Origin of the sequence: Bacillus cereus group sp. MYBK139-1, from assembly GCF_051916915.1 — a bacterium.
Taxonomy (GTDB): Bacteria; Bacillota; Bacilli; order Bacillales; family Bacillaceae_G; genus Bacillus_A; species Bacillus_A pacificus.
Genome location: NZ_JBQAHO010000009.1, coordinates 1 through 15,806 on the forward strand (window position 1 = coordinate 1; position 15,806 = coordinate 15,806).

Below are 15,806 nucleotides of genomic sequence, written 5' to 3' on the forward strand. Positions count from 1 at the left end.
GCGTTCATCCTGAGCCAGGATCAAACTCTCCAATAAAGTTAGTTTGTCTAGCATCATAAAATAAAAATTGACGTTTCACGTTGTTTGTTTCGTTCAGTTTTCAAAGAACTAAAAGCGGGTGAAGAGAATCGAACTCTCGACCAGAGCTTGGAAGGCTCTTGTTTTACCACTAAACTACACCCGCGTGGTCGGGAAGACAGGATTTGAACCTGCGACCCCCTGGTCCCAAACCAGGTGCTCTACCAAGCTGAGCCACTTCCCGTAATTGGCGCGCCCGAGAGGAGTCGAACCCCTAACCTCTTGATCCGTAGTCAAACGCTCTATCCAATTGAGCTACGGGCGCTTATTCATGATGTTTTTTCGTCGTTGTATTTTGGCGACTCAATTATCTTATCATACTGCATTTTCAAATGCAAGTACTTTTTTAAAAAAGATTTTTGATGCGGCCGAGAGGACTTGAACCTCCACGGGGTTTCCCCCACTAGGCCCTCAACCTAGCGCGTCTGCCGTTCCGCCACGACCGCGCGGAAAAAACAAAAGTGAGCCATGAAGGACTCGAACCTTCGACCCTCTGATTAAAAGTCAGATGCTCTACCAACTGAGCTAATGGCTCGTAAATGGCTGGGCTAGCTGGATTCGAACCAGCGCATGACGGAGTCAAAGTCCGTTGCCTTACCGCTTGGCTATAGCCCATCGAAATACTTATCTTATTTTCAAAGACAAATGTTATTGTACCATAATGACCAATAAAAAACAACTGCCAATTAGCAGAAGTTAAAATGGCGGTCCCGACCGGGGTCGAACCGGCGATCTCCTGCGTGACAGGCAGGCATGTTAACCACTACACCACGGGACCATTTAATCTTTACATTAATGTCATTTCACTTTTCATTATACTATTATGGTGGAGGATGACGGGATCGAACCGCCGACCCCCTGCTTGTAAGGCAGGTGCTCTCCCAGCTGAGCTAATCCTCCGAAGTGGTGACCCGTACGGGATTCGAACCCGTGTTACCGCCGTGAAAGGGCGGTGTCTTAACCACTTGACCAACGGGCCAATATGAATGGCAGAGAAGAAGGGATTCGAACCCTCGCACCGCGTTCGCGATCTACTCCCTTAGCAGGGGAGCCCCTTGAGCCACTTGGGTACTTCTCTGTATGGCTCCGCAGGTAGGACTCGAACCTACGACCGATCGGTTAACAGCCGATAGCTCTACCACTGAGCTACTGCGGAATAATAAAGACAATTTGTATCTTATAAAAATTCTCATCGTAAGTCAAGAAGTTTTTTCACAACATCTTGTACAAACGTGACATGTTTATAATATACTGGATTGCGTTTTCACTGTCAAGATGTTTTCTTTATCAAGATTAGTTTCCCTTTACACTTTCCGCAGACATATCTTTTTGTATTAATTTGACGTCTTCTTACATATTGAAGTGAGCATCCCATACATTCATACATATAAACCTTTTTTTCCTTCTCTTCATTCATCATTCGTTTACAAAACCGCGGCGCATCAACTGCCTTTAACAGTTCGCGAAAATCCTTATCCCGGTGCTTATATCCTCTTCCTGTAATATGTAAGTGATAATGACAAAGTTCATGTTTAACAATTCCAACTAATTCTTCTTTCCCATACATTTCGTAATATCGATAATTCAGTTCAATATTGTGTGTATTCAATAGATAACGTCCACCAGTTGTACGCAACCTACTATTAAACAGTGCCTTATGTAAAAACGGCATTCCGAAATATTGTAGCGATACTTCTTCCACTAGCCGCTGTATTTCTTGCTCATCCATTTTCATTCCTCCTAAACAAAAAAATATTTTTACACTTTTCTCCTCTCTTATACATATATTAAATAGTACATATACCCATCCTCATTCAAGAAGCGTGGTTTCTAAAAACATAGCAAAAATAGAAATCCACTCACCAACCTCTCATCAATATTACTTTACATTTATGAGAGTAGGATTAAACAAGGAGGGATTCCTATGCCTACATGGCTCAAAAAACAAATGCAACGCGCATATTTTGAAAAAAACCGGTATCAAATTAAATTATTAAATGAATGCTGGTTTTATTATAGCAAAATACATCAAAGTTCTTAATCCATTACACGTTTTATCCTATAAAAAAAGAGCAGTTTCATCTGCTCTCTTCTCTTACTATTCAATCGGCAACATAGATAATGCAACGCGACCTTTTTTCGTATCAATATCATCTACCCATACTTTGACGATTTGTCCGACAGATACAACATCTAACGGATGCTTCACGTATTGTTTGCTTAGTTTAGAAATATGTACTAAACCATCTTGTTTCACACCTACATCAACAAAAGCACCAAAATCAACAACGTTACGAACTGTTCCTTCCAGTTCCATACCACGTTTTAAATCTTCTAATTTCAAAATCCCTTTTTTCAGAAGCGGTTTAGGCAACTCATCCCTCATGTCTCGCTCTGGACTAATGAGTGCATCTATAATATCAACTAATGTTGGTTCTCCAACTCCCGTTTCTTGCGACAACTTAGAAATCTCTACTTCTTCTAAACTCTTTTGTAATTGCGGTTGCCCTACGTCATCTTTTGATAATCCTAGACTCTTCAATAACAATTCAACATTTTTATATTGTTCTGGATGAATACCTGTACGGTCTAACGGATTTGCCCCTTCTAATATACGTAAGAAACCTATACATTGTTCATATGTCTTCGCACCTAGACGTGGTATTTTCTTTAAGTCTGTTCGTTTTGTAAATTTCCCTTCTTCTTCACGCTTTGCTACAATATTTTTCGCAACAGTTTTTGATAAACCCGAAACATATTGCAACAACGCAACTGAAGCTGTATTTACATTCACACCGACTTGGTTAACTGCCGTCTCTACTACAAACGTTAATGATTCATTTAATCTTTTTTGAGATACATCATGTTGGTATTGTCCAACCCCAACTGATTTCGGATCAATCTTTACAAGTTCAGCAAGTGGATCTTGCAGACGTCTACCGATAGAAACCGCACTTCTTTCTTCAACCTGTAAATCCGGGAATTCCTCACGTGCTAAATCAGAAGCCGAATACACACTCGCACCAGCTTCGTTCACAATAATATAGAAGACTTCTCGTTTCACATTTTGTAATACATCAACTATAAATTCTTCCGATTCTCTAGAAGCTGTACCATTCCCAATCGCAATCATTTCAACTTGATATTTATCTATAATAGAAAGAACTTTCGCTTTTGCATCTTCATATTTACGCACTGGTGGATGCGGATAAATAACATCAATATATAGAACTTTCCCCGTATCGTCTACGATAGCTAATTTACAACCCGTTCTATATGCAGGGTCTACAGCTAACACAACCTTTCCTTTCATTGGAGGTTGTAATAACAAATTACGTAAGTTCTCAGAGAAAATATGTATCGCTTGTTCCTCAGCTGTTTCTGTTAATTCTTTTCGAATCTCCCTTTCAATAGAGGATTGAATTAATCGTTTATAACCATCCTCTATTGCTAATTTTACATACTGTGCACTTTTTGAATCGTTATCACGAATTACTTTCTTATATAAGAAAGTTACTATCTCATCTACTGGTGGAACAACAGAAACTCTCAATATATCTTCTTTCTCACCTCGATTCATCGCTAATACGCGATGCGGCACGACTTTCTGCAACGGTTCTTCATAGCTGTAATACATTTCATATATATTTTTTTCATCTTTCTCTTCATCTTTTACAGCCGAAGACATAACACCTTTTCTAAAAGTAACATTCCGAATCCAACTACGATATGCCGCTTCATCTGAAACGATTTCTGCAATAATGTCTTGAGCACCTTGTAATGCTTCTTCTGCAGATTGCACTTCTTTCTCGGCATTTACAAACTCCATTGCCTTCTGATTCGGATCTTCTTTCGTATATAATAATAACCATTCAGCTAATGGCTCTAATCCTTTTTCTTTTGCAATCGTTGCTTTCGTTCTTCTCTTCTCTTTATACGGACGATATAAATCTTCTACTTCTTGCAACTTTGTAGCTTTCACAATTTGCTGACGTAATTCTCCTGTCAGTTTCCCCTTCTCATCAATAAGACGAAGAACCTCTTCTTTCCTATCTTCAAGCTGCATCATATATTGCCATCTCTCTAAAATTGTACGAATTTGCACTTCATCTAAAGAGCCTGTCCATTCTTTTCGGTAACGAGCAATAAATGGAACTGTGTTACCTTCTTCTGTTAATTGAATAACATGACGAACTTGCTTTTCGGTAAAGCCTAATTCCTTCACTAACATTTTCATTAACGCTTGTCGATTATCTACCATTTCCATATACAACCGTAACCTCCTCTATAATAAAAAAAGTTGCCCTTCAAAGAGAGCAACTTAAACTGCCGATTTAAAAATCTATTAGTCCTAAACTAATTTGTAGCGCTTCATCTACACGAATCATCATCACTTCATCTAAGTGAGTGATTTTGTCCGTTAAGCGCTGCTTATCGATTGTTCGAATCTGCTCAAGTAAAATAACAGAATCTCTCTCAAAACCGTACTTTTTCGCATCAATTTCCACATGAGTGGGTAATTTCGCTTTTTGAATCTGTGCAGTAATAGCCGCTACAATCACCGTTGGACTAAAACGATTTCCGATGTCATTTTGAATGACAAGAACCGGACGAACGCCTCCTTGCTCAGAACCAACAACTGGGGAAAGGTCTGCAAAATACACGTCGCCGCGTTTTACAATCAAAATATTACCCCCCGCTAACTAAGCGTTCTACTGTATGAGCTGCTTCATACTCTGCTAAGAAAGCTTCAGATGCAATACCAAGATTAATTTTTCCCATTTCAATGTACCCACGTCGCATTGATTCATGTTGGTAGCGTTTCTTCGTCTTATGTTGACGCAATAACAGTTGTGTTGCCTGGCAAATTAGTTCATGGCGATTCTTATTCTCTTGTTTTCCAATTCCGTCCAATTCCGTTACCATTTGCTTTGGCAACCGAACCACGATTTCAGTAGTTACACTTGATTCGGACACAAAAATACACCTCCACCGTCAACTACACACCCAAATATATATATGACACCTATTGTAATAATACCATTGTATGGAGCCTGTTGCAAAGACTTCCTTATTCCTTGCTTATGTTTTCCAATTCACAAACAAAACATTCATATTCTTTTATTTTTTATCTCATTACAAAAAGAAACGGAAGAGTTTCCACGTTAAATTATGTTAAAAGTAATGATAAGTAAAAAGCTTCTCGTCAAAAAACGAACTTATTCTTAGCCACCAAAAAGTCCTCTCACATGACAAGAAGCAAATCATACTACCCTCTATATATCATTCAAATAATTGATTACTTCCACAACTTTCCCGTTCCGTATAAATATTCTCGGCACACGGAAACTAATCGTTGTAATAATTTCATAATTAATAGTCCCTGAATATTCCGCAACCTCTGTAGCGCTAATATATTCATCTCCTTGCCTTCCAATGAGTGTAACTTTCGTGCCAAGAGGCACTTCACAAGGAAGGTGAATCATGAATTGATCCATTGTTACTCGCCCTACAATCGGTACCCGTTTACCATTTACAAGCACTTCAAATCCTTGTAATCTTCTAAGCCACCCATCTGCATACCCAATTGCAACAGTCGCAATCCATTCTTCCGTCTTCGTTCGATAAGTGACGTTATAACTAATTCCATCCCCTTTAATCACCTGTTTAATATGAGCAACTTTCGTATGCAGTGATAGCGCTGGTTCTAATTTAAACGGTAAAAAAGGGCGTATTTCTACAGATGGAGATAACCCATACATCGCAATGCCAATTCGTACTGCATTAAATGTAATCCCTTGAAAACGTAGTGTTGCAGCACTATTAGCTGTATGAACAAACTTAGGATCCACTCCGAATTCTTTCAACCAACTTAACTGCTCCAAAAATGTGTTATATTGCTTATCAAAGTAAGAAGTCTCCACCTCATCTGCCGTTGCAAAATGTGTATAAACTCCTTCCAATTCTAAAAATGGTGCACCTTCTAAGCTTTTTAAAAAACCTTTTAATTCTTTACGTTTGCGTATTCCAATTCTCCCCATACCACTATCGAAATTAATATGGTATTTCATCGTAGACGAACCATCCCAAAGTTTGATTGCTTCATCTACCCATTCCTTTTGAAAAACAGTTAATGCTACATCATTTTCAGCAGCTACATTTATATCACGAGGAGGAGAAGGACCTAACACTAAAATCGGCGCAGTAATACCGGCTCTTCGAAGCACTAAAGCTTCATCTAAGAACGCAACTGCTAACCTTGTCGCCCCCGCTTCTAATGCTGTTTTAGCCACCGGTACATAATCGTGCCCATATGCATTCCCTTTAACTACGGCAAAAATTTCTACACCACTTGGGATAAATTCTTTAATATGTGTAACATTGTTATAAATCGCATCTAAATCCACTTCCACCCAAGTGTCACGGTAAAATGGCGCTTCTTCCATAAATACACTTCCTTATACACGATATGCGAAGCTTATTCTTTTATATGCTTCTTTTATGAAATCCACCCTTCAAACTAAGAAAAGACGTGGTGCACATATATCACCACGTCTAAGAAGTTCACTTCACCTGCTTCTCTGTAACTGAACGAGCAACCATTAACAGCTCCTTCGGCTCTAAACCTTTAGACACGAGCATATATTCTACTCCGTTATGCGACCACGTTAAAGAGTCTTTCGTCAATGCTCCAATTGTAAAGCCAAGATCAACCAATTCTCCGCTCACACTTATCGCTGACGAAGCCTCTGCAACTTTTGCCTTTTCTTGTATTAAAGTAAAGGATTTCTTACTTCCAGTGTATGTGAGTATCGCACGCTTGCCACTGTCTGTCTTCAACTCTTTTTCATCTTTCAAAGTCATACCTTGCGGCGTATCACGCGGATACAAAATAGCAAATGGTTTGTCTTCTTTCGCTGTCGTTTGAACATCTACTTGCGCTCTAGACATATTTTGTTTCGTATCAAATGCACCTTTATCAAATTTCGCATCAAATTTCACTTTAGAGAAATCTACTTTCACAAGAACATTTTGATCATTATCCATTAACTTCACCGAAACTGGTGTTAAATCACTTTTCTTCAATGTAATCTCTTGTTTCGGCAACATGTTTTGGTGTTGATAATTTGTTTTTGTTTTAAAGATATAATACTTATCTGTTTTTTCAAAAGTAAGGTTTTTCTTATCCTGCAAAATGTCCCTCACAAGGGATTCGTATAAATAAGCCTGGCTACTATTTTGCGGCCAATCACTTTGGAAACGGAAACTCTTATTAAGCGCTGGCGTTAATACAAATACACCTTCTTCATTCCTTAAAATAATTTGACTTTGATCTTTTTTCGCATTCTGCAAATTCACACGATAAAAAGAAGGTTCTTTATGCCATATTTCTACCTTATACTCCTGAGGCTCATTCCCTGTTTTAATAGATAATTTCGCTTCAGCTTGATAGCTTTTCAACCCTTTTACTTTCGCCTCTAAATCTCTCACAACATCATCTTGTTTCTTTTCCATACAACCGGCCAACACAAAAACGGTTAATAAACCGAGAAGAACTAAAAACAGACGCCTTTTCATCACTTCAGCCCCTTTGCCCCTATAAATGAATGAATGGAAGATGTACCTTCCTTATCGCTACCACAAATATATGAGACAAAGATATAAAATATGCAGACTAGCGTGACGAGCTTTCTAAAACAACTTGAGCAACAGCAAATTCCTTACTATGACTAATTGATAAATGAACAATATGCTCTGTACTTGTAATAAGAATCGGCTTACCTCTATCATCATTTCTTACTTCAATATCTAAAAAACTCACTTCTTTCCCGATACCAGTCCCTACCGCTTTTGAATACGCCTCTTTCGCTGCAAATCTTCCAGCTACAAACTCTATAAGGCGACTTCCCTTCAGCCCCTTTGCAACATTACGTTCACTTTCAGTTAAAATACGTTCCATAAATTTAAGCTTTCCATCTATCATTTTTTCAATTCGATTTAATTCAATAATGTCGATTCCAATCCCTACAATCATTTCAAAATCCCCTTCTTCTATTTAGCTTTCTTTTTTCATATTGTAAGAATAACAGAGAATCTTTCTGATGCAAAAGGAGTGATACTCACAACATGCTAATACCATCCGCCCGCATTTCCTTACAACCAATCGTCATCACTTTACTTCTCATACAATTAATCATGATTATATTAGGTGATTTTTCCCTCTTTCCTATGGCAGCTTCTAATGAATATATCGCTAAAGGAGAATGGTGGCGTCTCCTAACTTCCCTGCTCGTACATGTAGACTTACAACATTTTCTTTTTAATAGTATTTGTTTATTCGTGCTTGGCTCTTCTATTGAAAAACAACTAGGGCACTTGTCTTTCATCATTATTTTTTTCCTTTCTGGCATTCTCGGAAATATTTCCTCTTATCTTATTATGCCTCATGAATATATTCATGCCGGGGCATCTGGTGGTATTTTCGGATTACTAGGTGCACAGTTATTTCTAATGTATAGCCGATATCGCTCTTCCAATCCAAGAGACATCGCTATTTTTTCAATTATGATATGTATATTACTACTATTCACTTTTTTCAATCCCTCTGCCAACCCTATCAGCCATTTAACAGGATTGATCATTGGTGGTATTTGCACTCCTCTATTAACAAAAAAACTCGATGGTGCAGAGCTCATTTAATATAAAAGCTCGCACCATCTATAATTTCCACATCTGTTTGTTCACTTAAATCTCTCATGAGTTGAAATAAAGACTCATCCTTCTTCTTCGCTTCAATCATACAATCAATTTGCGGAACACTTCCTTTTATCTTTTTTAAAAAAGATAAAAGAGTATCTACATTAATAAAGTCCGCATGTGCCCTTGGGTCTTTTCCCTCTCTAGGACTAGAAATGTGCATTTTCACCGGTAACAAAGACGATTCCCACGTATGTACAACACGCGCCCAATCTTCATGCCAATCTTCTCGATCATGATTCATCATATGATGATGTAAATCAAATACAACGGGAATGTCCAACTTTTCTCCTAAATATAATGTGTCCTCGAGCGTAAAAGTTGTATCATCATTTTCTAACATAATCATTTCCTGAATACCTCTTGGGACATTAGACCAATTCTCTATAAAACGCTCTAATGCGAGCTCTTTATCTTTATATCCGCCCCCAACATGCATTACACATCGTTGCTTATGTTCAATTCCCATACCTTTTAATAATTTTCTATGCATTTGTAATGTCTTGACAGAGTGTTTAAAAATATTCTCCTCAGGTGAATTAAGTACAACAAAATGATCTGGATGAAAATCAATACGCATATTCATTCGAATAGCGTAATCACCTAGCACCTTTAAATTTTCTTTTAAGGGACGAATGTAGTTCCACTCTAACAACTCCTCATGATTCGCTAAAGGAATCAACTTAGAGCTAAGTCGAAAAAAGGATATATCATGGCCTTTATTATGTTTTAATAACCGTAAGCAATTTTCCAAATTCGAATTAGCAATTCTTTCAAGTTTACGAATCGCCGCTTCCCGATCATCTATTTTTTGAAACTGCGCGTACGTCATCGTTTGAGATGGGGATGCGTTTTTCAAATGTACACTCATCGCAACATACCCAAGTCTTACAAGCATGTAGCACCTCATTTCTACACAAGTTATTATGTAGTATGTACAATTACAGAAATAAAAAAAGAGAATGCCGGAAAAGGGCATTCTCTTTTTTACTATTAAGCTTGTGGCTTACGGCTATGATGTTTTCTTTCGCCGCGTCCGTTTGAAGATCCTGGGCGACCTTGACCTTCTCCACGACGACCACGGTTGCCATCACGGCTACCTTCACGATTGCGATCACGGTTACCGTCACGATTACGACCATCACGATTGCGGTCACGGTTACGACCATCGCCACCGCGTCCATCACGACTACGATTACGGTTACCGTCACGGTACCCGCCTCCGTTACCGCCGCGTTTTTTAGAACCGCCACCTCTTGAAACAACTGGTGGTTCTGATGTTAAAGCGATTGGAGTTGTATCTGGCTCTTTTGTCATCATTTTTAAAGCAGCAGCTACTACTGTTACAGAGTCGTTCTCTTCTAACATTTCTTCTGCAATACGCTTGTAGTATGCTAAGTTTTCATTTTCAATTGTGTTTTGAAGTTTTTCAGCGATTAAACGTTGTTGACCTTCTAGTGCCTCGTCAAGTGTTGGTGCATCCATACGGTCCATTTTACGTTTTGTTGTACGCTCGATATTTTTTAATTGTCCAGATTCACGTGGTGTTACAAATAGCATTGCAATACCTTTTTTACCTGCACGACCAGTACGGCCAATACGGTGAACGTATGATTCTGGATCTTGTGGAATATCGAAGTTGTATACGTGTGTTACACCTGAAATATCAAGACCACGCGCAGCAACGTCTGTTGCAACAAGAACTTCAATAGAACCTTCTTTGAACTTACGTAATACAGACATACGTTTCGCCTGAGTTAAATCACCATGGATACCTTCCGCAGCATAACCACGTAAATTTAATGCTTCTGATAATTCATCAACACGACGCTTTGTACGACCGAATACAATCGCAAGCTCTGGAGATTGAATGTCTAATAAGCGTGTCAATACATCAAACTTTTTCTTTTCTTGCACTTCTAAATAGAACTGCTGAATGTTTGGCATTGTTACTTCTTTTGCTTTTACTTTAATGTGTTGAGGCTCAGTCATGAAACGCTCAGCAATACGACGGATTGGGTCCGGCATTGTCGCTGAGAATAGTAATGTTTGGTGTGTTTCTGGCACATCTGTTAAAATTGCTTCAATATCTTCAATGAAGCCCATGTTTAACATTTCATCCGCTTCGTCAAGAACAACTGTCTCTACGTTTTGTAAGCGAAGTGTTTTACGGTTAATATGATCTAAAATACGACCCGGCGTACCAACAATAATGTGTGGGTGTTTTTTTAGAGCACGAATTTGGCGGTTAATATCTTGACCACCATAAATTGGTAAGATACGAACGCGTTTATGTTTACCAATTTTGTATAGCTCTTCTCCAACTTGAATTGCTAATTCACGCGTTGGCGCGATAACAATACCTTGAACCGATTCTTTATGTGTATCCACTTTATCTAATAGTGGTAATCCGAATGCTGCTGTTTTCCCTGTACCTGTTTGTGCTTGCCCAATAATATCCTTACCTTGCAATGCATGTGGAATTGTTTCAGCTTGAATTGGCGTAGCCTCTTCAAAGCCCATACTTTCAACAGATTGCAGTAAAGAATCACTTAATCCTAATTCTCGAAATGTTGTCAATGTTACTTCTCCTTTTCTATCCTATACTTATCATTTAAAAAAAGGCGTTTTCCGAATTTGCGGAAAAGCCCTTTTCCTGAATGCTCACGTATATAAACGGGCGTATATTCTTCACGAAAATACTTCTAAACGTTATTACACTTTATCAATTATAAGTTTTGTATGTGTAAAAAGCAAACCCAACTGTTACCTTATTTTCATATTCAGAGGTTTTTTCTTCACTTTTATTTTTTTATATTTACTGTAAGCGCTTATTATAAGTTTCTTCTTTTTTCGTAGCTATCATCCCTATTTATATACACCAATTATTTCAACATCGTAATTACTTCTTCCAATTTCATACCGCGAGATGCTTTTATTAATACAACATCTTTTGCATCGACTACTGCTTGCAACTCTTTTACTAACTCTTCTTTATTATCATAAGCCTTTACACGTTCGTTAGGGAAATTAATTTTCGCTCCTTCAGCAATTTGAGCCCCTAATTTACCATATGTGAACACATAGGAGATTTTTGCTGGATCGATTAATTTACCTACCTCATAATGAAACTGTACTTCTTGATCTCCAAGCTCTAACATATCGCCGAGAACAACAATTTTTTTAGAGAATCCATCTAAACCATTCATTAGGTGGAATGCTGCTTCCATAGCTGTTGGACTTGCATTATAAGCATCGTTGATAATTGTTAATCCACTATTTGTTTTTACAATTTCCATACGCATGCCTGTCATTTGAAGTGTTACTAAACCTTCTTTCATCTCTTCCCACGTTACACCAAAATGTTTCGCAATTGCCATAGAAGCAAGCGTATTATACACATTGTGTTTCCCTAATACCGGTAGATAGAATGAAATGTTTTCTTCTCTATTCATTTTAAAGTGTGTCCCAGTTGCTTGTAACGTTACAGTCGTTGGATAGTAATCATTTGCTCTAGCATCACCAAACGTAACTGTTTCAGCTATTAAATTCATTTCAGGAACACGATTCGTTAATAATGGCTCGTCTCCGTTATATACGAACACTCCACCCTCTTGTAATCCTGTCACAATTTCTAATTTCGCTTCAGCAATTGCCTCACGAGATCCTAAGTCCATTAAATGCGCTTCACCAATGTTCGTAATGATAGCTGCATTTGGACGAGCTAACTTAGATAAGAATTCAATTTCCCCGCGGCTTGACATTCCCATTTCTAATACAGCTACTTCTGTATTTTCTTCTAAGTTTAAAATAGTAAGAGGTAGCCCGATATGATTATTGAAGTTTCCTTCTGTTTTTTGAACTTTGAATTTAGTCGCAAGAAGACTTGTTACAATATCTTTTGTAGATGTTTTACCGTTACTACCTGTCACACCAATCACTTTAACATCCAATTGGTCGCGATAGTTTTTTGCTAACATTTGTAATGCTGATAGCGTGTCTTCTACAAAAATAACCGGAAGATTCTCAGGTGGATTTGCTACATCTTTCATCCATAATGTCGCCACAGCTCCATTTTCAACAGCTTTATCTACAAAAGCATGTCCATCGAAACGTTCACCTTGAATCGGAACATATAAGTTTCCTTTTTCGATTTTTCTCGTATCAATAGACACTCCTTGTATAGTAATTCCCTCATACTGCTCTGCTAATCCCGTACCATTTGTCATTTGTTCTACTTGTTTTAACGTTCGATTTATCATAAAAACACTCCTTACATAGAGGAAGCACTATTCCTTCGAATAGTGCCTCCTCCTTTTTTGTTAGATTGTATATTTAATTTTTTGTTTTTCTTCGTGACGCTCCATCGCTAAACGAATTAGCTCTTCAATTAATTCCGGATACGGTAATCCAGTATGTTGCCATAGTAGAGGGAACATACTAAACGGCGTAAATCCTGGCATCGTATTCACTTCGTTAATATATACTTCTCCATCTTTCGTTAAGAAGAAATCAGCTCGCGTTAAGCCAGCACCATCTAACGATTGGAATGCAACAATCGCATCTCGCTTAATAACATTAGACTCTTCTTCTGTCATTTCAGCTGGAATAATTAACGCTGTATCACCATCGATGTATTTCGACTTATAATCATAGAAGTCTTTTTTAGGTACGATTTCACCTACAACTGAACATTTCGGTTCATCATTACCTAGTACACCAACTTCTACTTCACGTCCAACGATATTTTCTTCCACAATAATTTTACGGTCAAATTGGAATGCCTCTTCAAATGCATTCTCAAGTTCTTCACGATTTTTACACTTATTAATCCCAACACTTGAACCAAGGTTTGCTGGTTTTACGAAGCAAGGGTATCCTAATACTTCTTCTACTTTTTCATATGCTGTTTCACGATCTTTTTCCCATGCACTACGAATAAATGATGCATATTTTGCTTGTTTCAATCCAGCTTCTGCAAAGATGTTTTTCATAACAACTTTATCCATACCAGCAGCAGATGCTAGAACACCATTTCCTACATAAGGAATATTCATTAATTCTAGTAATCCTTGTACCGTTCCATCTTCACCATTTGGTCCATGTAGTAATGGGAAAATAACGTCGATAGCATTTTCCTCAGCATTTGCAGATGGAATGATTTCTGTGCTTAATGATAACGGAGAAATCGCATTTTCTGCACCGCTCATTTTTAGAACTTCAACATCTGTTACTTCACCTTCAATACGCTCACCGCGTACCCATTGACCTTGTTCTGTAATATAAATTGGATGAATCTCGAATTTATCTTGATTTAATGCTTTAATAGCAGCAAGAGCCGTTTGTAGCGAAACTTGATGCTCAGCTGATTTTCCACCATATAATAAACCTAATTTAATTTTTGTCACTGAAATCACCCTAACCAATTGTTTTCATTTTTCTATTTTAGCACTTTTTATAAAAATAGGTAGTTCCTATTTGAAATAAAATGCAACTTCCACAAATAATTAAATGACACCACTTATTGGTTTTCTATACTTTTTCCACTTAACTTTCTTCATACATATATAAAGTGAAACTTTAATCAGTGGGGGTCTTACTGCTCATTAAAGTGGGATAAAATTGTAAACCAATCTAGTTATGTACCTAAAATATGTAGAAATCCCCTTTTTGTGTATGTCATCTAATCATTAAGAAGATTGTTTGGTTAGTGTGCTTTTTTGCCTTTGTTCAACGAGACGGTCTAAAGAAATATATACAATACCTGCAACTACACATCCTACAGCTAAAATTGTAAATAGAAAGTGGCCAAGTAATCGATCTAATAAAAAACCTCCAAGAAGCGGACCGAATGCACTTCCTGTAATCCACTGCAAACTTGCAGCTCCCATATAAGTCCCTCTCAAATGTTCAGGGGCCAAATTCGCTACAAACGTCATCTGTACAGGCGACATAATCATCTCACCTAACGTATATATGGCATATACAAACAGTAACGTTATTAAAATAATTGTAGCATTTATATCAAATTCTCCAAACCACTTCGGTAACCACCCTATAAAAAATAATCCAATCCCAAACAAACATGCACCATATAACATCGTCTTTCCAACAGGTTTATCTGTGGCCCATTTTGAAATTTGAAATTGGAACAACACAACTAATAGTCCGTTTAACGCCATTAAATATGGGTATGGATTGTTAGTTCCAAAAATACCTTTCATTTCATTATCAAAGTGCAGTGGCAACATGCCTTCTGTTTGAGAAAATCCCATCGAAATAATGATACCTGCTAATAAATAAATCATGAGTGCCTTATCTCGCAATACAATTTTCCACACTGCTCCTGATTCCTTTTCTTTATCCTCTTCCTTATTCGTATTCTTTGGCATTGTCTCTTGAATAAGAACGAATACAAGTAATGCATAAAATAACATCGTAGATGCGGCAATAATAAACACAAGGTTCTTCGATAACATAACTACTGAAGCCCCCATTATCGGACCAATTGCAGCACCTATATTGTGTCCCATTCGCAATAAACCATATGCTTCTGTTCTTTTTTCTGGCGCCGTTACATCCGCAACCATCGCTGATGCAGCTGGATGAAATAACGAATTACTTAATCCTAAAAAAATAGATAAAATCGCATATGGAATAAATCCTTCTATAAATAAAAAACCGAGCATGAATACCGCATTGCTCGCCATCGAAAATATCATAATCGGTTTTCTTCCATATATATCAGCAATTCTTCCCCCTATAATTGATCCAAAGCTTGCAGCAATTGGAGACAGTGCCATAATCACTCCGACCTGTAATAATGAATCTACCTTATCTTTTAAATATAATGCAAAAAAAGGCATCAACATCATCATTGCAATTCCATTTAACGTCTCACCAATAAACCGAATCCATACGTTACGGTCCATCTCCCTTAACTCACGCCACGTATTTTTCATTATTTCACC

Annotated in this window: 14 protein-coding genes and 11 tRNA genes; 2 read left to right on the plus strand and 23 right to left on the minus strand. The window is 37.7% G+C overall.

Annotated features, from left to right (window positions below; translation table 11 throughout):
- Positions 1–113: 113 nt before the first annotated feature.
- From ACTFRS_RS26400 to ACTFRS_RS26455, 12 genes are all read right to left on the minus strand, one after another.
- Positions 114–184, minus strand: a tRNA-Gly gene (locus ACTFRS_RS26400).
- 1 nt (position 185) lies between these two features.
- A tRNA-Pro gene (locus ACTFRS_RS26405) sits at positions 186–262 on the minus strand.
- A gap of 4 nt (positions 263–266) precedes the next feature.
- A tRNA-Arg gene (locus tag ACTFRS_RS26410) sits at positions 267–343 on the minus strand.
- Positions 344–441: 98 nt separating this feature from the next.
- A tRNA-Leu gene (locus tag ACTFRS_RS26415) sits at positions 442–524 on the minus strand.
- Positions 525–540: 16 nt separating this feature from the next.
- A tRNA-Lys gene (locus tag ACTFRS_RS26420) sits at positions 541–613 on the minus strand.
- 5 nt (positions 614–618) lie between these two features.
- Positions 619–693 (minus strand) — tRNA-Gln (locus tag ACTFRS_RS26425).
- 87 nt (positions 694–780) lie between these two features.
- Positions 781–856: transfer RNA gene (locus ACTFRS_RS26430), tRNA-Asp, on the minus strand.
- A 46-nt stretch (positions 857–902) separates the two neighbouring features.
- A tRNA-Val gene (locus ACTFRS_RS26435) sits at positions 903–978 on the minus strand.
- Between the two features lie 4 nt (positions 979–982).
- Positions 983–1,057 (minus strand) — tRNA-Glu (locus tag ACTFRS_RS26440).
- 8 nt (positions 1,058–1,065) lie between these two features.
- A tRNA-Ser gene (locus tag ACTFRS_RS26445) sits at positions 1,066–1,156 on the minus strand.
- A gap of 3 nt (positions 1,157–1,159) precedes the next feature.
- A tRNA-Asn gene (locus tag ACTFRS_RS26450) sits at positions 1,160–1,234 on the minus strand.
- Positions 1,235–1,348: 114 nt separating this feature from the next.
- The gene (locus tag ACTFRS_RS26455) at positions 1,349–1,807 is read right to left on the minus strand and encodes a SprT family protein (protein ID WP_000344243.1); all 459 of its coding nucleotides are present in this window, start codon (positions 1,805–1,807) and stop codon (positions 1,349–1,351) included.
- A 195-nt stretch (positions 1,808–2,002) separates the two neighbouring features.
- On the opposite strand from ACTFRS_RS26455, the gene cmpA reads away from it, so the two are divergent.
- Positions 2,003–2,119: a cortex morphogenetic protein CmpA gene (gene cmpA, locus ACTFRS_RS26460; protein WP_001143642.1), complete on the plus strand. Its 117-nt coding sequence runs from the start codon at positions 2,003–2,005 to the stop codon at positions 2,117–2,119.
- Between the two features lie 57 nt (positions 2,120–2,176).
- On the opposite strand, the gene ACTFRS_RS26465 is transcribed toward cmpA, so the two are convergent.
- The 6 genes from ACTFRS_RS26465 to acpS all read right to left on the minus strand — a co-directional run bounded on the left by ACTFRS_RS26465 (position 2,177) and on the right by acpS (position 8,113).
- Positions 2,177–4,345 carry a Tex family protein gene (locus ACTFRS_RS26465; protein WP_242294907.1) on the minus strand — a complete coding sequence of 723 codons (2,169 nt, stop codon included), beginning with the start codon at positions 4,343–4,345 and terminating at the stop codon, positions 2,177–2,179.
- A gap of 67 nt (positions 4,346–4,412) precedes the next feature.
- Complete coding sequence (gene ndoA / locus ACTFRS_RS26470) at positions 4,413–4,763, minus strand: type II toxin-antitoxin system endoribonuclease NdoA (protein ID WP_000635963.1); 351 nt, start codon at positions 4,761–4,763, stop codon at positions 4,413–4,415.
- A gap of 4 nt (positions 4,764–4,767) precedes the next feature.
- Positions 4,768–5,055, minus strand: a complete 288-nt coding sequence (locus tag ACTFRS_RS26475; protein ID WP_000004570.1) for an antitoxin EndoAI — start codon at positions 5,053–5,055, stop codon at positions 4,768–4,770.
- A 299-nt stretch (positions 5,056–5,354) separates the two neighbouring features.
- Positions 5,355–6,524 carry an alanine racemase gene (alr, locus tag ACTFRS_RS26480; RefSeq protein WP_139869638.1) on the minus strand — a complete coding sequence of 390 codons (1,170 nt, stop codon included), beginning with the start codon at positions 6,522–6,524 and terminating at the stop codon, positions 5,355–5,357.
- A gap of 118 nt (positions 6,525–6,642) precedes the next feature.
- On the minus strand, positions 6,643–7,593 hold the full coding sequence (locus ACTFRS_RS26485; protein WP_029141035.1) for a LolA family protein: 951 nt from the start codon (positions 7,591–7,593) through the stop codon (positions 6,643–6,645).
- Positions 7,594–7,753: 160 nt separating this feature from the next.
- A complete protein-coding gene (gene acpS, locus ACTFRS_RS26490) occupies positions 7,754–8,113 on the minus strand; it encodes a holo-ACP synthase (RefSeq protein ID WP_139869637.1) in 360 nt (119 codons plus the stop codon).
- A gap of 92 nt (positions 8,114–8,205) precedes the next feature.
- On the opposite strand from acpS, the gene ACTFRS_RS26495 reads away from it, so the two are divergent.
- Positions 8,206–8,778, plus strand: a complete 573-nt coding sequence (locus tag ACTFRS_RS26495; RefSeq protein WP_139869636.1) for a rhomboid family intramembrane serine protease — start codon at positions 8,206–8,208, stop codon at positions 8,776–8,778.
- Here ACTFRS_RS26495 and uvsE read toward each other — a convergent pair.
- The 5 genes from uvsE to ACTFRS_RS26520 form a co-directional block, all read right to left on the minus strand.
- Positions 8,771–9,733, minus strand: coding sequence for a UV DNA damage repair endonuclease UvsE (uvsE, locus tag ACTFRS_RS26500; protein WP_242294904.1), 963 nt, complete (start codon positions 9,731–9,733; stop codon positions 8,771–8,773). The genes ACTFRS_RS26495 and uvsE overlap by 8 nt on opposite strands.
- Positions 9,734–9,828: 95 nt before the next feature.
- The gene (locus ACTFRS_RS26505; protein WP_139869634.1) at positions 9,829–11,415 is read right to left on the minus strand and encodes a DEAD/DEAH box helicase; all 1,587 of its coding nucleotides are present in this window, start codon (positions 11,413–11,415) and stop codon (positions 9,829–9,831) included.
- 305 nt (positions 11,416–11,720) lie between these two features.
- Positions 11,721–13,097 carry a UDP-N-acetylmuramoyl-tripeptide--D-alanyl-D-alanine ligase gene (murF, locus tag ACTFRS_RS26510; RefSeq protein ID WP_000610682.1) on the minus strand — a complete coding sequence of 459 codons (1,377 nt, stop codon included), beginning with the start codon at positions 13,095–13,097 and terminating at the stop codon, positions 11,721–11,723.
- Positions 13,098–13,157: 60 nt separating this feature from the next.
- Entirely contained in the window at positions 13,158–14,243 is a 1,086-nt protein-coding gene (locus ACTFRS_RS26515) for a D-alanine--D-alanine ligase (protein WP_000161443.1), read from the minus strand.
- Positions 14,244–14,525: 282 nt separating this feature from the next.
- Positions 14,526–15,797: an MDR family MFS transporter gene (locus ACTFRS_RS26520; RefSeq protein WP_139869633.1), complete on the minus strand. Its 1,272-nt coding sequence runs from the start codon at positions 15,795–15,797 to the stop codon at positions 14,526–14,528.
- Between the last annotated feature and the right edge of the window lie 9 nt (positions 15,798–15,806).